This is a genomic window from Occallatibacter sp. FHG110214_02 (assembly GCF_059115385.1).
In genome coordinates, this window is the sequence record NZ_JBZYWK010000013.1 from 64572 (window position 1) to 87945 (window position 23374).

The following is a 23374-nucleotide window of genomic DNA, read 5'->3' on the forward strand; positions in this document are numbered from 1 at the left end:
ACAGAGTGGTTCCCAGAGCAAGCGCCTAGTTCCCGTGGTAGGGCGACTTCAGGTATTTGCGAGCCTGCTCGCCTCGGGTAGTTCCGGGACCGGCATCCACAGCCATCTGGTAATCCTGCACGGCCTTCTGGCGCTCGTTGTTCAGGTCGCGGGACTGGCCTGCGTCGAGGAGGCTGCGGATTTTCAGCTCAGGACTAACTCCTTCTGTGAAGGCCGCCTTCTCGTAAACTTCAGCAGCTTCCTGGTAATGCCGCTGCCCGCGCAGTGCATCGCCCAGCCCAAAATACGCCAGCTCAAGCCGGGCGGAAGCGAAGTAATTAGGCTTCTGCGCATCAGCAAGGAGACTACGGTAGGCTTCCACGGCGGCCATGCCTTCGCCATTGTCTTTGCGGAGGTTGGCTTCTTCGAGGCAGAAGAGGAAGTCGCGGGGATATTGAGCTTTGAGGCTGCGGACAACCTGGATGGCCTCCTGATAACGGGACTCGCGGCGGAGGAAAAGGGCGATGACGGTGCGGGCTTCGACGCTGGTGATGACGCCTCGGTCACCTGCGATATGCAAATCAGCTAACCCCTTTGATTTTGAGCCAGTTATACCGGCAAACCCAATGATGATCTTGAAGGGTAGCGGTAGAGCCCCAACGGTGTACACATAAACACCCACAACCAGCTTGGCGTCGATGTAGTTCGGGTCGAGCTGTAGGACTTTTTCGTGGTCGTCCTTGGCCTTCATCGCCAACCCAAAGCCTGCGCGGAAAGAGCGCTCCACCATCGCCATGTAAGCAACGCGCAATGCCCTCGCCCACCCCCGCGCATAAAGCGAGTCAATATCATTTGGATTCTGCTGGATACGAACATCAGCTTCATGTACCGCTTCATCTGAAAGCGCAAAGATACGGTCGCGAACCTTGGGGTCTTCCTGCGTGGCGTGATGCCCGCTCAAAAAGCCGTCATTGGCATAAAAAGTAGTGTCCAGAAGGTCTTGCCGGTAGAGCTCCTGAAAGATAACCGCATCCAGCAGCAACGCAGTGGCCTGCGGATCGCCGGGGTGCTGCTCCTTCACCTTTTCAAAGCGCGCCACCGAGCCGGGGTAGTCGAGGAGGTAGAAGCGCTCGAAGGCTTCGCGAACCAGCGGATCGAGGTTAAGCGGGTTGGTATGGACGCCGTTGGGAGCGGTGGCGGGTTCGGCTTTGGCGGGTTGCGAAATGCTGCAAAGGATAAAAAGAACGGCTACTGCTGCAGAGCGCAATGCTTTCGAGGCCAACGGGCTTCTCCTTGGGTACGGCTTTGGCGGAGCGGCTTCAGGATGCCGCCTCGTTTCGATTGTATTCGGAGTAGGATGAAGGCATGACGGTTCCCGGAGTTCACTCGTATCTGCATAGAACGGATTTGCCAGTTGACGCCCATGAGCGCGCGCGGCAGAAGCTGATTGTGGCGCTCGACGTGCCGAACGCTGCCGGGGCTACCGCGATGGTGGAGCGTCTGGAAGGGACCGTGGACTGGTTCAAAGTCGGGTTGGAGCTGTTTGTAGCCGAAGGCCCTGCCGTTCTGGAGCCGATTTTGAAGCGCGGGCACAAGGTCTTCCTCGACCTCAAGCTGCATGACATTCCAAACACCGTGGCCAGCGCCGTAAAGTCCGTCTCCCGGCTCGGGGTACAGTTGCTCACAATCCACGCAGCAGGTGGCCCGGCAATGCTGACGGCAGCACGTGAAGCACTAGCCGGGGCAGCAACGCCACCCGAGCTGCTGGCGGTTACGGTGTTGACTTCCATGGATGCAACACAACTCGGCGCAATTGGCGTGGCACACGAGCCCGCCGCACAGGTTGAGCTACTGGCCAAAATGGGGCTCGCCTCGGGAATTCGCGGATTCGTCTGCTCGCCTCTCGAAGTAGCCACGCTGCGCAGCCTGACCGGCCCGGAGGGTGTGCTGGTCATTCCCGGAATCCGGCCAGCATCCAGCGCCGTGGGCGACCAGAAGCGCATAGCCACTCCCGCAGACGCTCTGAAAGCAGGAGCCAGCTACCTCGTCGTCGGCAGGCCCATCACGCAGGCAGAAAACCCCGTACAGGCCGCCAAGGCCATTCTGGACGAAATGGCGGCGCAGTAGCTATAGAAAAACGCCTGCAGAACCCCTTCAACAGGCTCAGGGATACTAGGCTCAGGCAGGTTGTTCGTCTGAGCCTGGTTGTGCCACCACTTCGCTGGATGTGGTGCGCTTGCTGGTATCTGGCAGGAGGCCCGTAAGCAAACCGAGCGCGGGCAGGAACGAGCACACCTTGTAGACGAAGTCGATGCTGGTGTGGTCTGCCAGGGTGCCGAGCACTGCGGCGCCGAGTCCTCCAAGACCGAACGCGAGACCGAAGAACAAGCCTGAAACCATGCCGACGCGGCCAGGCATAAGCTCCTGCGCGTACACAAGAATTGCGGAGAAGGCGGATGCGATGATGAGGCCAATCACAATGCTGAGGACAATGGTGGTAGGGAGCGACACATAGGGCAGCAGGAGTGTCAGCGGCAGTACACCGAGAATGGATATCCAGATGACCTTCTTGCGTCCGATGCGGTCTCCGACGGGGCCGCCGATGACTGTGCCTGCGGCGACTGCGGCAAGGAAAAAGAAGAGGTAAAGTTGCGCGTTGCGTTGCGCCGTGTGGAAATGCTGCATCAGGTAGAAGACGTAATAGCTGGTGATGCTGGCGAGGTAGAAGTACTTCGACAGCGTAAGCAGGATGAGCACAGCCAGCGCTCCGCCGACGCGCTTGCGGCTGAGAGGCAGGGCGGTTGTGGTGGAATGCCTCTTTTGAATGGCGTGGCCGTGGCTCTTGTACCAGTGGCCGAGACCGGTGAGCAGGGTGATGCCGAAAAGCGCGGCGAGAGAGAACCAAGCGAGGCTTTGCTGGCCGCGCGGAAGAACGACAAACGCGATAAGCAGTGGACCAATGGATTGTCCGAAGTTGCCTCCGACCTGGAAGACGGACTGCGCCATGCCGTGTGCTCCGCCTGAGGCCAGGCGCGCAAGACGGGATGTTTCGGGATGGAAGATGGAGGAACCGATTCCGAGAAGCGCCCCACCGACGAGCAGCATTGCGTAATGCTGCGCGAAGGCGAGCGTTAGAAGGCCACTCATGGAAACCGCCATGCCAAATGGCAGGGAATATGGCATAGGTTTGCGGTCAGTGTAGAGACCAACAAGCGGCTGAAGCAGGGACGCCGTGATTTGAAAGACGAGCGTGAGGGCGCCAATCTGGGCAAAGGAGAGATGGAAGTTTCCTTTGAAGAGAGGATAGGAGGCGATGAAGAGCGACTGCAACATGTCGTTCAGCATGTGGCAAAGGCTTGCTGTACCCAGAACGCGATAGGTTGCGGAGTTCTCTTTCGTAGAGAGTGTGACGTTGCTCATAGCGTTGTTTGCTTTCCCATGCTTATGCAGCTTCTTCTTGAACGATACAATCAGTGGAAAGCGGCCCACCACCTTGGATGGGACAAACTTTTATGCGATTGGGCCATCGATTCAGCGCAAATATCGAGAAATATTTTTCCGATGCCACGCGTCCGGTGCTGGCGCTTGGGGGAACGTATCCAGCTTCGCATCGCGTGGGGATGCATTACCACCGGCGCAGCCAGTTGTTCTGTCCGCTGTCGGGCGTGGTGATGGCATCTACTTCGCAGGGCGCGTGGGCTGTGCCTGCGAAGCGAGGGCTTTGGATTCCGGCAGGTGTAAGGCATGAACTGCAAATGCAGGGCGTGGTGGAGATGCAGAGCCTCTACTTTGAGCCGAGCGTGCTTGCGGATATGCCGGACCATTGCGAGGTGGTGGGGATTTCTCCGCTGATGCGCAGCCTTATGATGGAAGCTGTGGCATTGCCTGTCCGGTACGAGCGCGAAGGCCGGTCTGGAACGCTGATGCGGCTGATTCAGTATGAGATTACGAGGCTGCCGGAGCTGCCGCTCTCTTTGCCTCTGCCTACGGATAAAGCACTGGCGCGGCTTTGCAGACGGTTTTTGCTGCGCCCTGTAGCAACGGACAATATTGAGGATTGGGCGAATGCGCTGCATTTGAGCAGGCGCACGTTTACGCGGCTGTTTCGGCGGGAGACGGGCTTGAGCTTTGTGGCATGGAGACAGCAGGCCTGCATTCTGACGGCTCTGCCGAAGCTGGCTGCGGGGGAATCTGTGACAAACACGGCTCTGGAACTTGGGTATGAGAATCCGGCGGCATTTACTACTTTGTTCAAGCGCATTCTGGGCGCGTCTCCACGGGAATATGCGGCTTCAACAGGGCGGGGTTCGGAGTTCTGAGCTGGTATTTATGTATGGGCTCGGGACGCCCGGCTATGCCTCCGCTGCCTGCTCGCATAGAATTGAAATTCACAAAAAAATTTCTCTTCCAGAATTAAGCGAGGTGCAGGGATGCGAGTGGCGTTCGTTGGAGCGGTAGTGTGTTTGGCTTCGTTTTCTGCCGGGGTATATGCGCAAAAGCAGCCAGCGGGAGATGCGGCTCGATTTGTTTCCGTTCACGCGCCCAGCTTTGTGCTGGAACATGTGCGCGTCGTAGACGGCACCGGCGCGGCAGCGCGGGAGAATCAGGCCATCGTAGTTGAAAATGGGAAGATTCAGTGGATTGGGGCGGAGGATTCCCTTTCCGCCCCCGCAGGCGCGGAGAAGCTGGATAAGAGCGGCTACACCGTAATTCCGGGGTTGGTAGGAATGCACGACCATCTCTACTACACGGACTCCGCAGCCTCGCAGACACGCGAAGAAGGCAGCGAGCCGGGGCTGGTAGTGGCCGAAGTCCCCTTCACCGCACCAAGGCTGTACCTTGCCTCAGGCGTCACCACCATGCGCACAACAGGAAGCCTGGAGCCCTACGCGGACCTGAAGGTAAAGAACCGCATCGATGCGGGGTTGATGCCGGGGCCTGCGGTTGACGCTACGGCTCCATACCTTGAGGGTGGACCGACGCAGTTTGCGCAGATGCACGAGCTGACTGGGCCTGACGATGCGCGACATCTGGTGGACTACTGGGCCAGCGAGGGCATGACTTCGTTCAAGGCGTACATGCACATCACGCGCGACGAGCTTGGAGCGGCGGTTCAGGAAGCGCACGCGCATCACATGAAGCTCACAGGCCACCTGTGCTCCGTAACGTGGCCGGAGGCGATTGCGCTGGGCATCGACAATCTGGAGCACGGGCCGGTATTTGCGGATACGGAGTTTGTCACCGGCAAAAAGCCGGACGAGTGCCCCGGCGGCGGCTCACGAAGCTGGGCAGATAAGGACATCCACAGCCCTGAAGTGCAGAAGCTGATTCAGGACCTCGTAGAACATCACGTAGCCGTGACCTCCACTCTGCCCGTCTTTGAAGCCATGGCTCCGGGGCGGCCCGTACTGGCGGAACGGACGATGCAGGCGCTGACTCCAGCGGCCTTGCAAAGCTACCTGACGCTGCGCGCACGGGTTCCCATGAACTCGCCCACGGCAGCGCTGCTCCGCAAGGAGATGGATTTTGAAATCGCATTCGTAAAGGCTGGCGGGCTGCTTTTGACAGGCCCGGACCCGACAGGCAACGGCGGCGTGCTGCCAGGCTTTGGCGACCAACGCGGCGTAGAGCTTCTAGTGGAAGCAGGCCTCACACCAGAGCAGGCAATTCAAGTAGCCACACAGAACGGCGCAGTTTACCTTGGGCGGCAGGATACGATTGGCACGCTCGCCGCAGGCAAGCAGGCGGACTTGGTGCTCATCAAAGGCGACCCCTCAAAGAAGATTGAGGATTTGGAGAAAGTAGAAACCGTATTTAAGAACGGCGTGGGATATGACTCGCACAAGCTGATTGAGAGTGTGCGGGGACAGGTAGGAATTCGATGAGTTAGGAGAACGAACGGTCGAGGTGCCCACATCTCCAACTGCGAGAGATGTGGGGTACCCGGCTTCCCTTGCCTGCTTAATAAATCAGCTTGAGCGAAAACTGAATCTGCCTGCTGGTCCCAGCGGTTTTGGCAATGACCCCAAAGCCGGACCCCTTGATGGTATTCGCCGGCAACCCCATGTTCACAATATTGAAGACATTAAAAAACTCGCCGCGAAATTGCAGCGCGGCACGGTCAGCTCCGTTCGCGCGATGAGCAATAGCCGTAGTCTTCATCAGCGAAAAATCAAAGTCATAGTACGCCGGACCGCGAAACGTATTGCGCCCCAGCGTACCGAACCGCCCAGTGTTCGGCCCGGTGCCTCCTGCAACTCCTATGGGAATCGAAAAATAAGAAGCGTTGTTGTTTCCCAGCCCGAAGTAATCTTCGCGGCGGCGCGTTTTACTGTGAGCCGTGGAGAGGATGGGCTTGCCTACCTGGTCAGGGCGATCTGCTCCGTTGGTGCCGGCTCCGGTTTGCTGGATTCCTGACAGGATGGTGAAAGGCGCACCGCTGTTGATGCTGGAGATGCTTAGCAGCTCCCACCCCTTGGTCAGCGGGCGAAGTCTCGCCTGCGTAATGAGGTGTTGCAGGTGCAGGTCTTGCGCAACGCTCAGCGTAAATGCGTGCGTTACATCAAAATTGGAAGGCCCTTTTTCCGGGTGGTTATCGAAGGGGTCTTGCGGGATAAAGGTGGCAACAGCGCCGGTGTTGCCCGTGCCTCCGATGACTCCGCTAACGTCGTCAATGGCCTTGCCCCATGTGTATCCGACCTGGATGCCGGGGCCTCCGTGGCCGACGCTTCCGGAGAGCGACGTTTGCAGCGCGTGGTAGGACGAGTGCGCAGTTGGCGTGATGATGGACTCGAAGCCAAATCCCCCAGTGATATTGCCGCTTGCATCAAAGTCCGTGTAAGGCGCAAACTCCGGCTCCGCGCCGGGGTAGCCGTTGGGGTAAGAGCTGCGCGGAAGACGATAAGCAGCCGTGCCAACGTAAGCAGCATCCGCGGTAAGCCCGCCAAAAGCTCGCTCGACTCCAACAGTCCACGTCTGCAAATACGCATCGCCAAATTTGCGGTCAATCGCCGAAAGGCTGAGAAGCGAAAGCTGATGCCCTGGAGCTAACGCGGCAAGGTCACGCTGATAGCGGTCCACATCCATCACTGTATTCGCGGGAACATTCTTAGGATTGCCATTAGCCTTGGCAATTACATCTTCGCCCTGCGTGTTATAAGCCTGCGGCAACTCGTCTGGCGTGATGCGGAAGCCATAAGCAACCTCCCCAGCCTTGGAAGCGTTAACACGCGGATAAACCGCATAAGGCGTAGAGCCAGTAAGGAAGTTATCCTGCCAGATGTTCGGCGGAATAATCGTAATCCCGCCCCCGGCATGCACTCGCAAACCACGCGGAGCATTCCAGTCAATCTGCACGCGCGGACTCCAGCCATTCCACCCCATCTGATATCCCGGCTGCGGATTTATCAGGTACTGCTGCGCAACACCCGCCGCCGGAAACGGCTCAAGAAAACTCGACGTGCGATGAGCACGCTCCGTAATAGGCGTGTAAACCTCATACCGCAGCCCGTACTCAAGCGTAAAGCGGTCATTGAGCTTCCACGTATCCTGCGCATACACATTCGTATCATTGCGGCTGATGGCAGCAGGCCCTGTATGCGACCCGCTGGACATCCACGGCGGCGCAACGGCTACGGTGTAGCTATACGGATAACCAATAAGAAAGCTGCTGAGCGTATCGGGTAGCGGGTCACCGGGGTTAATATTGTGCCGCCCACTCTCCGACGCAATAAAAACAGGCGAGTAAACAGTACCGCCGCCGAAGTCGTATTCGCCGTTGGGGCTGGTGCCGAAGAAGGTGGAATCGCGATTCAGACGGACTTCCCCGCCCCACTTGAAGGCGTGTCGGCTCGTCGTATAAGCAAAGTCGAGCTGCCCATGAAAGAGGTTCCCAAAGGCAGACGCAACAGAACCGGCTGCTCCATTAAATGGCTCAAAGAGACCATCATTAAACTTCAGCGCAGCATCCGTGTGGTTCGGCGTAACAAAGTCCGGCGTAGTGCGAATAATGCTCAACCTTGCCGTCCACACAAAGCGCGGCGTCGCCGTGCGCGTGTAAGAAAACGCCACATTGCGCTGGCGGTCTACATAAGTAATGCCAAAGCTGGGGTCGAGCAGTACCTGGCTGGGATTGGTAACGGGGCCGGTGAGGTTGTCGTAATTCAAGCGGGCGAAGAACTGGCCTTTTTCGCCTAGCTTCTGGTCGATGCGGATGGAGAACTGGTCAGCATCCGTAGCAACACTCGACGGCGCAGCATAAGTGCGGTCACCATAAGCACCCGTGGGATTATTAGGCAACGGATAGCGCGCCAGATTCGCTGCAATGTCCGAGTTGACCGCAATGTTAAGCGTATCCGTAGTACCGTCAGGATAAGTAACAGTATCGTGGCCAGCCCGCTCCGCTTCCGTAGGCACAGCCAGCACCTGCGTAGTTCCCAGAACCTGCCGAAACCCCTGGTACTGCCCGAAGTAATACGTCTTCCCGCGCCCATCGTAGATGTGCGGCAGATAAACCGGGCCGCCATTCGTAAACCCAAACTCATTGCGGCGAAACGGCGGAATGCGTCCCGACTCCGCTATCGACGGATGGTCAAAGTAGTTACGCGCATCCAGCGCGGAGTTACGCAGAAACTCAAAGAATGAGCCGTGAAATCCGCTCCTGCCGGACCGCGTAAGAATATTCGTAAAACCCGCAGCCCCGCGCCCGAACTCGGCAGGCATGACGCCGGAGCTGGAATCGATTCCCTGAATTGCATCGACATTGAAGTTGGTGAAGGTACTGCCACCCATCTCCGGGTCGCTGATGTCCGCACCGTCCATGGCGAAGACCGCTTCTACGCCGCGCTGGCCGTTAATGGCAAACTGCTGCGTGAAATTGGTGGCGCCGTTGGAATCCGTCATCGTCCCCGCAGCCAGCAGGAGAAGCGTGCTGAAGTCGCGACCATTGAGCGGAAGATCGTTTACCTTTTCGCTGGAGAGTTTTTCCTTTGTCGCTGCGGCCTGCGCGAGCGTGTTATCCGCCGAGAGGATGAGGGAGGTTGGGGCGGTGGTGATTTCGAGTGCGAAAGGCGCAGTGCGGGGCTGGTCGGGAGCCTCAACGGTGATGGTGTGCGGGCCCGGTTCCGCGGCGAGGGAAAAAGAGCCGGTGGAGCTTGTTGTGGCTTCGGCTTTTTGGCCGGAGATGCGAATTTTTGCGTCTGCAACGGGCTGGTTTGCGGGAGTGGTGAGGAGGCCGGTCCATTGGATGAGCGCCTGTTGCGCATGGAGAGGAGCAAGTGCAAGCAGGAGCGTGGAGGCAATGGCAGAGAGTACAGCAGTGCGGCGCGATGGTGAGAACGCTTTCTTGAGCAATTTCTTTCTCGTTTCCCAGGACTCAAATAGCTGGTCAAAGGTTTTATTTGCTTGTTTCGGGACGGCAGAGAGTGGTTCTTGTGTGCTCGAAGAATTCTATTGGGGAAGTGGCCAGAATTGGCAAGAGAAGCAGAGTAAAAAATTGTAAAGCCCGGCACAAGGCCGGGCTTTTGTTTGGAACGGAAAACCTGGGTTACAACTTTTCCTGATTCAGGTTGAAAAGCTTTAAAGCTTTTCAAAAAACTCGCAGGCCGAGCAGGAAATGAAGATGCCGCCGGGGACGTTGCGCTCGCGGTCCTTCACGCGCTTCACAATGCGCGTGGGCTTGCCGCACTTGGGGCAATCCGTCGACTTGGTGGTATCCATGACCTTCTTACGGTCGCCTGTTTTTGCAATCTTTGCCATGCTGGGATTTCTCTCCTTGGTGATTGTCTCTGCTCACGCGTGCCTGATGGCCGCGGCTTCAACGGCGCGGTTGCTTCTCTCGGCTTGTGGCGGGAGGGAGCGGAACTCGCTGCTGCTATTTTACATGAGATTTAGTTTAGCTGCGGCGTAGATGGCGGCGGCGCTGGCTGCGGTGCCGGAGTCTGAGCAGGTTGATCTGCCGGCGGTGGTGAGGCGGGCGCAGGGGTGTGGTGGGCTACCGGAGGCGCGTTGTCTGGGTTGGGCTTGGGGAACTGCACCGGGCCCATCTCGTCTTCACGGTCCTTTGCGTTGGTGGGTTCATCGGGGAGCTTTTCGCCGGGCTTTTTGAGGCTGGGCGGAGCGGGCGCAGCCTGTGTGTCAGGATTGTAGCCAGCATCCCCCATCGAGATGGTGCGCGTAGTCGAGGGCACGACAGAGGTGCCGTCCGTGCGCATGAGGCTGGAGACTTCGTCCTTCTCGAAGATCTGGGGCGGCTCACCAACCTTGGCGATTTCGAGGCGAATAACGCGGTTGCCGTTGATGCGGACGAATTCGACAGGCTTGGGAGGCGCGCCGTAGATCCACTCTTCAAACGGCATCTGCCCCTCCACCTCGCGCTGCTTGGACTGGGGCTGGCCGATGGCGTAGAGAACCATCTCGGTGCTCATGCCGACAAGCACATGATGGTTGAGGATGGCGTCTTTAAGAGTCGGCGGAAGGGTGTCGGTGAAGGCCTGTACGGGCGTTTTTACGTCGAAGGAGATTAACGGAGACAAGAGGGCTTTGACGTCCGAGCCGGTCAGTTCGGGGATGGCCTTGTCGAAAACGAGCGTGAGGCGGGCTCCCACAGGTTCCTGTCCGTCGTCCTGCACGATGGGAGACGTGCCGAGGCCCCCGCCGATCTGGATGTGGCGCAGGAAGCGGTGCTTGGCGTCCGGGCCGCCGTTGATGAGGAAGATGATGCGGTTTTTATCCACCTTGATATCGCTGAGGACAACGCGATCGCCGGGCTTGGCGCTGAGACCACTTGTCGTGACCATGTTGAGCCAGGCTTCTCCGGCAGGCTCTACTTTGCCGTTGGCTACGAGGATGAGTCCCTTATGACCGCGAGGGATGGGGCGCATGGCGAAGCCCTGTTCGGAATCGAGGACGCGGATGAGTTCGAGACGGGTCTTGGCGTCGAGAGCGCTGTTGCCAAGGGCAACATGGGTAGGCGTAATTTGCGCAAAACGGCGGTCCACCGTGCTTTCGCCTGCCGGATGGTTGGTATCGACGATGCGGCCATCTTTGCCGATGGTGACGGCTTGCGAGTGGAGTGCGGCGGGAACGAGCAGAGCTATGGCTGCAGCGATGAAGAACGCTGCACGGCGGCAGGCCGAATTGCTCGAATTGCCAAAGCGGGTCGGAGACATAGGGACCGCTCCTGCTACCAGCATCGCGCACACTTTAGGACGAAACAAGCAAAAAGGTCAAATTTGGTTTGATGGGGTGTTAAATGCAGGGACAAAGCATCGAATGCAATCCCACAAATGATGGGGCACCTAAACCGCCAGTTCTCCCCATCTCAGCTCTCCCACAAAACAAAGCAGTGCCTTCTATTCTCCCAATAAATCATCGGTTGTTATCCTGAACGAAGCGCATTGGAGTTCCGCGCACAGTTTTATCGTTCGTGGGGTAGGCGGAGCGAAGGATCTGCGGTTGCCTTTCGCTGCCTTCCACATAACCCCAATTCCCGACCACCGAGAGGGTCACAAAAGTCTCGTGGCGCGCCAAGCGCGCAGCCGCTGCATGCAATGCAAAATAAATCCCAAATCTGTGGATAACTCTTGCGCTCAATTAAACCCTTTTGTGCCACACTAACAATCAAGCAGAAAAACGGCCCGATTCCTTTGGAATCGGGCCGTTCGTCATTCCGCTAACTCGCTAACTCAAAAGAAAGGAGTCCTCATGCGCTCATCGACAAGCACAATCCCCTGTACCCTGCACCCTGTCCCCCGCCTTTTGCACAGTTCCGGAATAAAGAAACTGCACAGTCCCTGTGCAATCCCCCCGCAACTCATACAAAACAAACGAACTGAAAAAGCACCCCGCTGTGCGCATACACACGGAGTCGCACACGACCTGTGCATCTCTCCACACGCCACTTCCTCTAACCGGGCTGATTAGTCTGAGAATCGGGAATATTCTCGTCCACAGGCGGAGGCGTGGATGCAGGTGCAATCTGAACCAGCACAGGCGCCGCTGGGACTTGCTGGCCCATGGCGGCTTCATGCTGACGGCGGGCGGCTGCATCAATGTCCACGGGGATGCCGCCGGGGATGATTTCGGGCGTGTTATAGCGGAAGTCGAGGTCGCGGGTGAGGCGGTAGAGGATGGGCAGAAATATCAGCAGGAGCAGAAAAATAAACCAACTGCCGTCGAGGCCGTAGCCTCCGCCGGTGAGCCAGAAGCTACCCATGGGATTGCCTTCGACAATGGGTGAGTGCTGGCTGTTGCCGGCAACGGTCAGGCCGAAGAGCAGGGCGCGGGTGGCCTTCCAGCCGAAGTTGAGGCCCCAGCTTAGCCACAAGGCGCGAGTGCGGAGATAGGCCGTGTAGAGCAAAAAGCTGAAGACGAAGGCTACAAAGACGCTGGCGTGGTTGGAGCCGGTTTGCAGGTCTGCCAGGACGGCGTAGAGCAGCGAGAAGGCCAGCACAGCAATGGTGGTTCCGAGAGAACGCGAGAGACGCTGGAAGGCATAACCACGGAATGCAATCTCTTCAGCAAGTGTAAGAAGCAGGAAGTACGCGATGTCTGCAAGCAGCCACAACCACGCAGCCGGCGTAGCAAGAAACTGCACAGCAATGCCGCCAAAGACAGTCATGGCAGCAACGCCGATAAGCGCAATAGCCCACCCGGTAGCGAGACCGAGGCCGATTTCTCCGACGAAGGCCTGGCGGAATGGGAACCCCTGCGCAGAGATAGGCTCAGGCTGACGATTGAGCGAGAACCCCATACCGGAAAAGCCAAGCAGCAGCAGAAAAACAAGCATCGCCTGCTCAATGAGCGGCTGCCACTGGTAGGAGATGATTCCCTGCCCTGTGAGGCCGAGCGAGGCGCGGTCAGCAAGCAGCCGGACCAGGATGAAATAGAAGAGCGCGGCTACGAACTGCATGTAGGCGCGGATGCGGCTATCGCCCCGGCCATTGCCGAAGGCGATGCTGGACGTAGGAGCTGCGCCGGGTGTGCTCATGGCAACACGCTCCTATGCTCCTGCCGTTTCTGACCCAGTTATTTTGGACTCGGTGTAGAACTGGGCGAGGTTGCGGAGCTTCTTGCGGCGGGCTGCAAGCAATTCGTTGAGCGAGAGTCCTGTGAGTTCGGCGAGGTGCTTGCGGAGGGTTTCGCCGAGGACGGTGGAGGCGGCTTCGGGGTTGCCGATGATTCCCTCTCCAGGCTCGGAGATGATGGCGTCTACGCAGCCGAGGCTGGCGACTTCCGGGGCGGTGATTTTGAGGGCTTCGGCGGCGGTCTGCTTCAGGTTGGCGTCGCGCCAGATGATGGCCGCTGCTCCTTCGGGCGGGATGACGGAGTAGACGGCGGTTTCGAGCATGAGCACGCGATCTGCGACTGCGAGTGCAAGCGCGCCGCCGGAGCCACCCTCGCCGGTGATGATGGAGATGGTGGGAACTTTGAGGCGGGCCATTTCCAGAAGATTGCGCGCAATGGCTTCGCCCTGGCCGCGCTCTTCGGCGCCGAGGCCGGGGTAGGCGGCGGTTACGTCCACGATGATGATGACGGGGCGGTTGAATTTTTCGGCGAGCTTCATGGCTCGGAGAGCTTTGCGGTAGCCCTCGGGGTTGGGCATGCCGAAGTTGCGCTTGATGCGCTCCTTGGTTGTTCCGCCTTTGCGGATGCCGATGACGAGGACTTCCTGGGTGTCGAGACGTGCCATTCCGCAGGCGACGGCTTCGTCGTCGCCGAAGCGGCGATCCCCGTGAATCTCGCTGAAATCCGTGAAGATCCGGTCGATCAGGTCCATGGGGTAAGGCCGCTGAGGATGCCGCGCCTTCTCTACTCTCTCCCAAGCCGCGGCTACTGCGGCGGAATGGGTTTGTGCTGCCTGCTCTTGGCTCATTTAATCCTTTGAGGAGTTTACGGCATTGCCGCGAAACCTCTCTGGTGATTCTACTAGGGACGAATGACGAAGGACGAGAGACGAGAGAAACAAAAACATGACAGGAGGTGGAGTGGCGGAGAAATGGCTGGTTGCCCGTACACTGGGGTGCATGGCGGCAGCGGTTGAGTTTCGGGATTTGGTGGTTGCGACGCACGAGGGGCGACGGCTGCTGGACGGGGTCTCGCTTGCGTTGGAAGAAGGCTCGGTTACGGCGGTGCTGGGACGGAGCGGGTCAGGGAAGACTACGCTGCTGCGAACTGTAAACCGGATGGTGGAAGTGAGCTCCGGCGAGGTGCTGGTGCGTGGCACAGCGGTTCATGATGCGGATGTGATTGCGCTGCGGCGCGGGATTGGGTACGTGATCCAGGAGACGGGGCTGTTTCCGCATTACTCCGTGGAGCGGAATGTGGGTGTGGTGCTGGAGGTGATGGGCCGCTCGCGTGATGAACGCGCGCGGCGATGTGAGGAACTACTGCGGGCTGTGGGGTTGGAGCCTGCTGTGTATGCAAAACGATTGCCTCATCAGTTGTCTGGAGGGCAGAGGCAGCGCGTGGGATTGGCGCGGGCACTGGCTGCCGAGGCGGAGATTCTGCTGATGGATGAGCCGTTTGGGGCGCTCGATCCGGTGACGCGGGCGGAGATGCACGAGATGTTGCGCGGGCTACTAACGCGGCTGAAGAAAACGGTACTGCTGGTGACGCATGATTTGAATGAGGCGCTGGTGTTGGCGAACCGGATTGTGTTGCTACACGAGGGGCGGATTGCTGCGGATTTGGCTGCGGGGGAGTTTCTGCGGTCTTCCCAAACCGAGGTTGCGGAGTATGTGCGGGCGTTTCAGCGTGGGCTGCAGAGGCAAGGGTTGCCGAGTCAGGAGGCGCGAGGTTGAGCGAATTTCTTGCGCAGTATGGCGGGCAGATTTTGACGTTGACCGTAGAGCACTTGTGGCTCACGGGGGCCGCGATGCTGTTTGCCGCGGCGATTGCGATTCCGCTAGGGATTTTGCTGACGCGAAAACCGGGATGGGCAAGGCCGGTGATGGGTGTGGCGAATGTGTTGCAGACTATTCCCTCACTGGCTATGTTTGGATTTCTGTTGCCACTGCCGTGGCTTGGCGAACGCGCGGCGCGGATTGCGATTGTGGCGCTAACGGCGTATGCGCTACTGCCGATTTTGCGCAACACCTATGCGGGGATTCGCGGAATTGATGCAGCTGTGCTGGAAACGGCTCGGGCACTGGGACTGACAGGATGGCAGCGGCTGCGAATGGTGGAGCTGCCTCTGGCCGCTTCGTTTATTCTTGCCGGCCTGCGTACTGCCGCTGTAACTTGTGTTGGCATCGCAACAATTGCCGCAGCAGTAGGCGCAGGTGGTTTGGGCGAACTTATCTTTCGCGGAGTAACTTCCGTGGATAACCGGCTCGTGCTGGGGGGAGCAATTCCAGCGGCACTGCTGGCGCTAGCTGCGGATGGGGTGCTTGGCTTGCTGGAACATCGCTTGAAGGCGCCTTCAGCATGATGCATCGCCTGTTCTTGCAGGGGGTTGCCGCGCTGCTCTGCGTAGCAATGGTAAGTTGCGCGCCACCGCGAGCAGATCATCCGGTGATTGGAGCAAAGAATTTCACAGAACAGGTAGTTCTCGGAGAGTTATTGGCGCAGGAGATTGAGGCGAAATCTCACCTGAAAGTAGAGCGCCGCTTTTATTTAGCTGGCAGCTACATTTGCCACCAGGCTCTGGTGTCGGGGCGCATTGATGCGTATGTGGAGTACACAGGAACAGCGCTGACGGCAATATTGAAACAGCCGTTAAATCGCAACACCGGACAGGTTCGTGAAGCTGTACAAGGACTATATACGCAACGCTATAACGTTCGTGCGGAGCCGGGATTAGGATTTGAGAATACGTTTGTGATGGTGATTCGCGGAGAGGATGCGCGGAGGTTACATCTGGCTACGTTGAGTGATGCTGCGCGGTATACGCCGCAGTGGCGGCTGGGCGTGGGGTATGAGTTTGAGCAGAGGCCGGATGGGTTACCGGGATTGAGCGCGGCTTATGGGTTGAAGTTTGCTTCCGCGCCGCGAACGATGGATTTGGGATTGCTGTACCGGGCGTTGCAGGCGCGGCAAGTAGATATGATTGCGACAAATTCCACCGATGGGCCGATTGCCGCGATGGGGCTGGTTGCGCTTGCGGACAATAAGCACTACTTTCCGCCTTATGAGGCTGTGCCGCTGGTGCGCGAAGATGCGCTGCAGAAGTGGCCACAGATTCAGGATGCCCTCAATGCGCTGGCGGGGCATATAACGGCTGAAGATATGCGGGCGATGAATGAAGCTGTAGATGGAGAGCACCGCGATCCGGCCCAAGTGGTGCGGGAGTTTCGTGCCAGAAAGGGACTTTGACACGCACCGCACTGTTACGGCTTGCGGTTGTCACCCTCCTGCTCTTCCAATTCAATCTCAGTAGCTGGCTCGCTTTCGGGTGTCGCTTCCGTGGCCGGGATTTCTTCTCCGGCTATAAGTTTGTCAAGACGATAACCTGCGGATTCCAACTCCGACAGGGATTCTTCGATTTCTTCCGTGATGGCTGAGGCTATGGTCTCGTTGAACTTGGGTTCGGCGGCCAAATGGAGCAGCGTGGGAAGTTGGAGGAACCACAATAGCTGCTCGTAAGGCTCGCGGATTATATATTCGTGATCTCCGGAGACGTGGACACCGGTTAGCCAGCGAACATCGGGGTCTTGCCAGAGCGCTGGACTCAGGATTGGTGCGAGCTCAGGCTCGCCCGCTTCGGTTGCTGCGGGTTCTGTGGCTTGTTCGGAGTGGGATTCCGTTAACAGCAAAACTTTGATGCGGGCGGCGGTGCGCCATGCTTCTTCGCCTTCGATACCGAGAGCTTGGAAGGCTTTGGCTAACGGCTCGCGGAGGCGCAGGCGGTCGAAGAGGTCGAGCGCGGTTTGCCCGGGCTGTTCGGGATGCACGGATGAGGCGAGCGCTCCGAGGATACCGAGTACGAGAAGCGGCACCCATGATTGCGGGGTTTCCGTGGCCAAGATGCTGTGGGCCGGCGCCGGAAGCTCGGAGGCTAGCGTGGGCAGGTTGCGGATAGCGTAAACGATTTCACGAAAACCGGATTCGAGGGAGGCGGGTTCGGTGAAGGATTCGGGTTTGGTTTCTGCGAATCGCTCGTAGGCGGCGTGGGCCTCTGTGAAGAAATCTTCACTGAGTTTCCAGAGGGTGTTGCAGGGAGTTGGCTCTACGCTCTCCTGCTCTGCTTTAGGTGCTGCGATGAGATCCAGGATGAGTTCGGGATCGAGCGCTTTGAGAAGAGCCTGATGCGCGGCGCTTAGTTCGAGGTTGGCGAGCGCGTCGTCGAGGCTGGGCACGCCGCGGCTTGAGAGATGGCTGCAGAGCGTGTCCCATGGTGCGGCTTCTGTAGCGTGGAGCACGCGCCAGTTGAGGAGGACGCGGCACTCGTAGGCGCGGAGCGAGAAGAAGAGACCGTTGCGAGCAAGGTCTGCAGCACGGATGAGGTATTCGAGGCCGATGAGGGAATCTTTATAGGCGATGATGTGATGCGGCTCATGGTTGGTGTGGGCGAAGCCGAGGCCTTCCGCGAGTGTGCGCTGAGCAAGGCTGCCGCTGGACTTGTCGGCATAGAGGACGGAGTGGCGGAGACGGCCGCTGGTTTCCGCGTAGACGTTGTTGTAGATGACAAGCGCGGCGTGGGGGCCTACGCGGTTGGAGTAGGCGAAGACATTTTCGTCGGTGTGGCCGTTGGCGTGTGCGAAGTCGTATAGGAGAAAGTTGGTGCTCTCCGCGAAGAGCCAGCGGAGCTTGAGAAGCGGGGCGATTTCGCGCTGGTGGCGCTCGATGAGCCAGTGGTCGGGAGTCTCGTCGAGGCGTGGGCGACGGTACTCCATGCCGTACTTTTCGGTGAAGCCTTCAATCTGGCCGTGGCCGAACATGGGGAGGCCGGGGAGGGTGGCCATGAGCGCGGCAACTCCGAAACACTTGTCGCCTTTGCCGAACTGGTCGATGGCGGTGCGCTCGTCAGGGTTGGACATGAAGTTGACGTAGCGCTTAAGGATGTCGGGGTCGAACTCGATGGTGTTTTTGAGGACACTGCGGTAGTTAGCGTTGTCTTCATCGCGGAGCATGACCATGAAGGCCGAGTTGTAGACGCGGTGCATGCCGAGGGTGCGGACGAAGTAGCCTTCCATTAGCCAGAAGGCTTCGGCGAGGAGGAGCGTGCCCGGAACTTCGGCGGCTACACGGTCTACTACTTCTCGCCAGAACTCGTGGGGCATGTGGCGGTCGAATTCGGCTTGTGACATCGAGTATTCGGAGCGGGAGGGAATGGCTCCGCTGGCACCGGGGCCGGGGAACCATAGGCGATGGTAGTGGCGCTTGGCTAGCGTCATTGCGGCATCGAAGCGAATGACAGGAAAAAGGCGCGCTACGTGGAGGATGGTCTGGATGACCTGCTCGCGGACGGCGGGATTCATGTAGTCGAGCTGCGCGGTGTCATTCCAGGGGAAGCTGGTGCCGTCGTTGCCGTGATAGATGTAGCGGGTTTCTCCAGATTGGTTATCGCGGCGGCGGAAGACTACAGCGGCGTCCTGCTGCGAGTAATATTTGTCGTCAATTTTGATTTCTACTCGCGAATCGGCAGAGAGGTCGGGGCCGTTGAAGGAGTATGCCGGGTAGGGCGAATCGTTGCGGGAGAGAAACCAGTCGGGGTGTTCGACTACCCAGGGGGAATCAATGCCCATGTGGTTGGGAACCATGTCGCTGGCGAGGCGGATACCGTGGTGGAAGGCGCGGTCTCGGAGGCGGGTGTAGGCTGGTTCGCCGCCGAGGTCGTCGGCAATGCGGTAGTCGAAGAGGGAGTAAGCAGAGGCTACTGCGTCGGAATTGCCTGTGAGGAGCTTGATGGTGCGCGAGGCGCGGCTGCGCTCCCAGATGCCGATGAGCCAGAGGGTGTTAATGCCACGGTTGGCCAGCGTGGCGAGTTCTTCGTCGGGGATGTCGTCGAGGCGGGTGATCTCGCGGTTGAGGCGCTTGGAGAGCTGCGCGAGCCAGACGTAGGTGCTTTTGGCGATCATGACCGTTTCGGGCATCCATGCGGTATCTGGCGAGAATTTTTCGTACTCGTGGGTGGGGTCTCCGAAGGTGGGGACCTGTGCGTGAGCCTCGATGGAAGGACTGAAGTGCTGGCCGGTGCGTTGGCATTCTGCGGCAGCCTGTGCAGCAGCAGCCCGAGCTTGCACGGCGGGCGGGTTGAACTGCATCCAGATGGCGAGTTCTTCTTCGTGAAGGATTTCGCCGGCTGTGAGGAGGTAGCGATCTAGCGTGTCGCCTAAGAGGGGACGCCAGAGCTGGCGGAGGAGGTCTAGCTGGCTGCGGAGGGATGTGGGAGCGGCCTGCGCGGGGGCGGTGAGCAGCGAGAGGAGATTCAGCGGCTTGGCACCTTCAATCGGGATGAGCGGACGCGTGGCGAAGTAGGTGGGGAGTTCGCGGGCCACTTCTTGATAGGCGGTAGATTGGGCGAAAGGGGTGTCGTTGAATAGCTCTTCAAAAGGCTTGAAGGCGGGGTTGTGGTTGGCGATCCAGAGGAGGAGGAGTTCTTCCAGAGCGACTTCGCGGTGAGGGCGGCCGCTGGTGGATGCGGCAAGCCACTGCTGCGGGGTCTGCTCGCCGCCCAAGATGGTAGAGCCGGGGAATTGTTCGACGAAGGTGAGGAGCAGCTTGTCCACTTCAGCGGGGCTAGATTGCGCGGAGAACCAGTCAAGAGCGCGGGTGAGGACTTCTGGGTCGAATTGCTCGCGGTAGCGAGCGATGAGGGCGTGGCTGGCCTCGTCGATGAGACCCATGGCGTAGAGTTGACCAGCGTGAACGGCTTGTTCAGGATGCTTTTCTACGTTGCGCACTTGGTTTATGCGGTGCGCGAAGGCCCGGCAGGCAGCAAGGGAGGCAAAGACGACATTACCATTGTAGGCAAAGAGCGTTGCGTCGAACTGGTAGCGCTCACGTGCCGCAAGCGCGATGTGGAATTCCATCATAAGGATGACTTGCTCCGGGATGCTCTGCACACGTAAATTTTGGGCGCCTGGAATGCCGATAGGCACTCTAAACACGGTAAAGGGTACAGTATCATCCCGGCACTACGGGGCGCAGCGAGATAGGCGACTATAGGCGACATGAACCCTGCTCCCGTAATCTCATACCTTCCCCTTGATGCAGAGAGATGGAGGCGGAGTTGAATACGTCTGCCTCGAAATGCAACGGGGGCTTCTTTTTCAGACTGCATTTCGTTGCACCGATACCAAGCATCCATCTTCCGCTCATTTTTACTGCTCATGAACACATTTCCTCCCGGGTAACTGCACCATAGGGCACCGAATATCCATTTCTATTTACGCATTTACGGACATGCCTTCTAAAAAGCTCGCCAGATGTTGGCAAAACGAAGAGAAGCAGCCATGGCTCTTCGTCAACAACGAAATCCACCATAACGAGGGATGCCAATCGCTCTTACTTCCCTCTTCGACCTAGCATTTATGACGATGAAATCCGTAAAGGTACAATGTCGTTCATGATTGCATTTGAAGAGCCGCTCGGCCATCTCTCCGATGGAACTATCGCGAAATCACAGATCGCGGTACAAAGTCCCTTGTACGAAGCGGCTCTGCTGATGGACCTTCTTGGAGGCACCACGCCAGTTCTCACTCCGGATATTGATTGGCATGTCTTCCATAATATGGCAGCGAGAAATGGTGTTCTCAATTATGTCTTTGACATATTCGAAAAAACAGACACACAAGTTCCCGATTTCTTTGCAGAGTCGGCCAGAGAGAGCCAATCTGCGGCAACGAGCCGCGCCGAGGAGTTGCGCCGTCTTTTGGAAGCGTTTGCGAACCAGCAAATTGACCTTCTCCCACTGAAGGGCCCTGCTTTGAGCCTGAGGCTTTATGGTGACGCATCTTTGCGTACTTCGAGTGACCTTGACCTGTTAGTACGACGCAAGGATTTTTTAAATGCAGAGTCACTGCTGATTAGCCTTGGATTCTTTCCTCACAATCAACTCTCCGGCTATGACAGGAAATTTTTTCGTAATGGCCTTTTGGTTGAGTTGCACTTCGAACTCGGCGATAAGAGATATCTACCATTGGACACAGAGGGAGCATGGAGCCGTGCCCATGCCATTACATTCCATGAGGTTCCTGCTTTCTCCATGTCGAAGATAGACCTGGCACTCTATCTCTGCTGCCATGGAGCCAAGCATGGATTTTCGCGGCTCATCTGGATTCTCGATAGTGTGCAATCGCTACAAGGATGGCACAACTGGGAGTATGAGTCCCTCCTGAAGCTGGCGCAACAACGCAATCTAACTCCCTGGTTACTTTTCGCATCTGCGGTCCTTCGCACAGCATTTCCCCATCGCTTTCCCAAAACAATGGAGAAACTATTTTCCTCATCTCCGCTTAACAAGCGCATGGAACGCACAGTAACGCGGATGCTCTCCGACAACTTTCAAAAAGGACTCAATGACTACCGCTTGCTTTATCTGCAAATTGAGCCAAGCATATGGAAGCGGCTGCGCTATAGCCTAAGCTATTTTTCACCAACAGCCGAGGATCGCCAATGGGCGCGTAACCACCACATCCCGGCAGGTCTCATGCTCATGCTGCGTCCATTTCGCTTGTTTGGTAAACATGGCGTTCGCAAAATATTTCACACGTTTTATCCGCAAAGCTAGACAAAATAAATCGCACTGATTCTGTATCCCTCCGCACAACACTTCCCTCAATCGATTCGCTAATCTCGTGGCTGAGCGGACGGACCGATCTTTTGTAGCAGTGAGATTGTTGGCGCGGCGCATGTATATCTGGATTCCGAACGACGCAAGATGCAACAACAGAAGAAGCCGAGAACTCTAGATGGCTGTGCACTATTTCCCTCTAATTTCTGGCACCTGTAACAGGATGTGCGGCAGTGGACTCATGCTAGCTGTCTTGGTATCATATAAAGAGTCTTGGAGAGGTGCCAGAGCCCGGTTGAATGGAACCGCCTCGAAAGCGGTCATACGTGAAAGCGTATCGCGAGTTCGAATCTCGCCCTCTCCGCCATACTTAGAAAATAAAAAGAGCGGCTGGAGCGGGTGTTTCCCCGGCCCTGATTTTTATAAGACTTCCCCACAAAAACATGGCGCATGCGTTGATATTTCCAGTAGCAATGTGATGGGCTTGGCGAAAACGGTACCAAATTGAGAGTTAGTATTTTGGCAAAACCCGCCTGAAGAGGGCGGAAGGATTTTGCCAATGAAGAAGAAGTTTTCTGTGGAGCAGATTGTGTCAGTTCTGAAGCAAGCTGAGGTGGGAGTACCTGTGGCGGAATTGATCCGGAAGGTTGGGATCACGGAGCAGACGTTCTATCGGTGGAAGGCGAAGTATGCGGGGCTGGAGGTAGATCAGGTTCGGCAGATCAAGCAACTCAAGGAAGAGAACACGAAGCTGAAGCAACTGGTGGCTGAACTGACACTGGATAAGACGATGCTGCAGGACGTTCTAAGAAAAAAGTTGTAAAGCCCTCGCGGCGCCGCCCGCTGGTGGAGCACTTGAAAGCCTGCTATCGGGTGAGCGAACGGCATGTATGCACGGTTCTGGAGATCGGACGGACAACATACCGCTACGCAGGCCGCCAGGAGCAGTGGGTGGAACTTCGCATGCGGATGCGGGAGATTGCTCAGATCCGTGTGCGCTACGGATACCGGAAGATCCGCGTGCTGTTAAACCGCGAGGGCTGGAAGGTTGGTAAAGACCTTGTCTACCAGTTGTACAAGGAAGAGGGACTCGGGCTGCGTAAAAGACCTGCTGGACGGCGGCGCGCCGTGGTGCATCGTCAAGAGCGGTTCCGCCCGACAGGTCCGAACCAGGTATGGGCTATGGATTTCGTGGCCGATCAGCTCAGCGATGGGAGGCGTTTCCGCTCGCTGACGGTAGTAGATATCTATACGCGGGAAAGCCTGGCTATCGAATCCGGGCAAAGCCTGCGAGGAGAAGACGTGGTGCGAGTTCTCAATCGACTAAAAGAACAGCGGGGTCTTCCGCAGCTGCTGTTCTGTGACAATGGGTCCGAGTTCACCGGTCAGATGATGGACCTGTGGGCTTATCGCAATGGTGTGAAGATCGACTTCTCTCGTCCCGGAAAGCCCACCGACAACGCCTTCTGCGAATCGTTCAATGGAACCTTCCGATCCGAATGCCTGGATACAAACTGGTTCCAGTCCCTCGCCGAAGCCAGACAAGTGATCGAGGCCTGGCGGCAGGAATACAATGTGAGTCGTCCTCACAGAGCTCTGGCCGATCGCACGCCGACAGAGTTCGCCAGTCATATCGCGGCTAGACGCGATATGACTGAAACAAAAACAGGCCAAAGACTAACCATCTAAGTGGTACTGTTTTTCCGGGCCCTTCACTTG

16 protein-coding genes and 1 tRNA gene are annotated in these 23374 nt (G+C 57.8%); 9 read left to right on the plus strand and 8 right to left on the minus strand.

Features of this window, described 5'->3' with window-relative positions; all coding sequences use genetic code 11:
* Positions 1 to 25: 25 nt before the first annotated feature.
* A complete protein-coding gene (locus AC5S3R_RS13000) occupies positions 26 to 1261 on the minus strand; it encodes a tetratricopeptide repeat protein (protein WP_494267469.1) in 1236 nt (411 codons plus the stop codon).
* An 83-nt stretch (positions 1262 to 1344) separates the two neighbouring features.
* Here AC5S3R_RS13000 and pyrF point away from each other — a divergent pair, with 83 nt between their 5' ends.
* Positions 1345 to 2106, plus strand: coding sequence for an orotidine-5'-phosphate decarboxylase (gene pyrF / locus AC5S3R_RS13005; RefSeq protein WP_494267470.1), 762 nt, complete (start codon positions 1345 to 1347; stop codon positions 2104 to 2106).
* A gap of 51 nt (positions 2107 to 2157) precedes the next feature.
* Here the strand turns inward: pyrF and AC5S3R_RS13010 are convergent, their stop codons facing one another.
* Positions 2158 to 3399 (minus strand): MFS transporter, encoded by a 1242-nt coding sequence (locus tag AC5S3R_RS13010; protein WP_494267471.1) that lies wholly within the window; start codon positions 3397 to 3399, stop codon positions 2158 to 2160.
* A gap of 92 nt (positions 3400 to 3491) precedes the next feature.
* On the opposite strand from AC5S3R_RS13010, the gene AC5S3R_RS13015 reads away from it, so the two are divergent.
* The gene (locus tag AC5S3R_RS13015; protein WP_494267472.1) at positions 3492 to 4298 is read left to right on the plus strand and encodes an AraC family transcriptional regulator; all 807 of its coding nucleotides are present in this window, start codon (positions 3492 to 3494) and stop codon (positions 4296 to 4298) included.
* Positions 4299 to 4436: 138 nt separating this feature from the next.
* Positions 4437 to 5864, plus strand: a complete 1428-nt coding sequence (locus tag AC5S3R_RS13020) for an amidohydrolase family protein (protein ID WP_494267518.1) — start codon at positions 4437 to 4439, stop codon at positions 5862 to 5864.
* 76 nt (positions 5865 to 5940) lie between these two features.
* Here AC5S3R_RS13020 and AC5S3R_RS13025 read toward each other — a convergent pair whose 3' ends face one another.
* The 5 genes from AC5S3R_RS13025 to AC5S3R_RS13045 all read right to left on the minus strand — a co-directional run bounded on the left by AC5S3R_RS13025 (position 5941) and on the right by AC5S3R_RS13045 (position 13852).
* Entirely contained in the window at positions 5941 to 9330 is a 3390-nt protein-coding gene (locus AC5S3R_RS13025) for a TonB-dependent receptor (protein ID WP_494267473.1), read from the minus strand.
* Between the two features lie 225 nt (positions 9331 to 9555).
* Positions 9556 to 9735 carry a hypothetical protein gene (locus tag AC5S3R_RS13030; RefSeq protein ID WP_494267474.1) on the minus strand — a complete coding sequence of 60 codons (180 nt, stop codon included), beginning with the start codon at positions 9733 to 9735 and terminating at the stop codon, positions 9556 to 9558.
* 131 nt (positions 9736 to 9866) lie between these two features.
* Complete coding sequence (locus AC5S3R_RS13035; protein ID WP_494267475.1) at positions 9867 to 11147, minus strand: hypothetical protein; 1281 nt, start codon at positions 11145 to 11147, stop codon at positions 9867 to 9869.
* 737 nt (positions 11148 to 11884) lie between these two features.
* Positions 11885 to 12967: a CPBP family intramembrane glutamic endopeptidase gene (locus AC5S3R_RS13040; RefSeq protein ID WP_494267476.1), complete on the minus strand. Its 1083-nt coding sequence runs from the start codon at positions 12965 to 12967 to the stop codon at positions 11885 to 11887.
* Between the two features lie 12 nt (positions 12968 to 12979).
* On the minus strand, positions 12980 to 13852 hold the full coding sequence (locus tag AC5S3R_RS13045) for an acetyl-CoA carboxylase carboxyltransferase subunit alpha (protein ID WP_494267477.1): 873 nt from the start codon (positions 13850 to 13852) through the stop codon (positions 12980 to 12982).
* A gap of 112 nt (positions 13853 to 13964) precedes the next feature.
* Between AC5S3R_RS13045 and AC5S3R_RS13050 the strand changes: the two genes are divergently transcribed.
* From AC5S3R_RS13050 to AC5S3R_RS13060, 3 genes are read left to right on the plus strand one after another with little or no spacing between them, the layout of a single operon-like run.
* Positions 13965 to 14780: an ATP-binding cassette domain-containing protein gene (locus AC5S3R_RS13050; RefSeq protein ID WP_494267478.1), complete on the plus strand. Its 816-nt coding sequence runs from the start codon at positions 13965 to 13967 to the stop codon at positions 14778 to 14780.
* Positions 14777 to 15409, plus strand: a complete 633-nt coding sequence (locus AC5S3R_RS13055; protein WP_494267479.1) for an ABC transporter permease — start codon at positions 14777 to 14779, stop codon at positions 15407 to 15409. Before AC5S3R_RS13050 ends, AC5S3R_RS13055 begins: the two co-directional genes overlap by 4 nt.
* Positions 15406 to 16293 (plus strand): glycine betaine ABC transporter substrate-binding protein, encoded by an 888-nt coding sequence (locus AC5S3R_RS13060; protein ID WP_494267480.1) that lies wholly within the window; start codon positions 15406 to 15408, stop codon positions 16291 to 16293. The genes AC5S3R_RS13055 and AC5S3R_RS13060 overlap by 4 nt, the downstream gene beginning before the upstream one ends.
* A gap of 14 nt (positions 16294 to 16307) precedes the next feature.
* Here the strand turns inward: AC5S3R_RS13060 and AC5S3R_RS13065 are convergent, their stop codons facing one another.
* Positions 16308 to 19955, minus strand: coding sequence for an alpha-amylase family protein (locus AC5S3R_RS13065; protein WP_494267481.1), 3648 nt, complete (start codon positions 19953 to 19955; stop codon positions 16308 to 16310).
* Between the two features lie 533 nt (positions 19956 to 20488).
* Between AC5S3R_RS13065 and AC5S3R_RS13070 the strand changes: the two genes are divergently transcribed.
* The 3 genes from AC5S3R_RS13070 to AC5S3R_RS13080 all read left to right on the plus strand — a co-directional run bounded on the left by AC5S3R_RS13070 (position 20489) and on the right by AC5S3R_RS13080 (position 23344).
* The gene (locus tag AC5S3R_RS13070; protein WP_494267482.1) at positions 20489 to 21652 is read left to right on the plus strand and encodes a nucleotidyltransferase domain-containing protein; all 1164 of its coding nucleotides are present in this window, start codon (positions 20489 to 20491) and stop codon (positions 21650 to 21652) included.
* A gap of 278 nt (positions 21653 to 21930) precedes the next feature.
* Positions 21931 to 22022, plus strand: a tRNA-Ser gene (locus tag AC5S3R_RS13075).
* 192 nt (positions 22023 to 22214) lie between these two features.
* Positions 22215 to 23344 (plus strand): IS3 family transposase gene (locus AC5S3R_RS13080; RefSeq protein WP_494267483.1). Its coding sequence is split into 2 segments (ribosomal slippage): positions 22215 to 22461 and positions 22461 to 23344, totalling 1131 coding nucleotides; the frame shifts between segments, so codons are not numbered across the junction.
* Positions 23345 to 23374 lie beyond the last annotated feature (30 nt).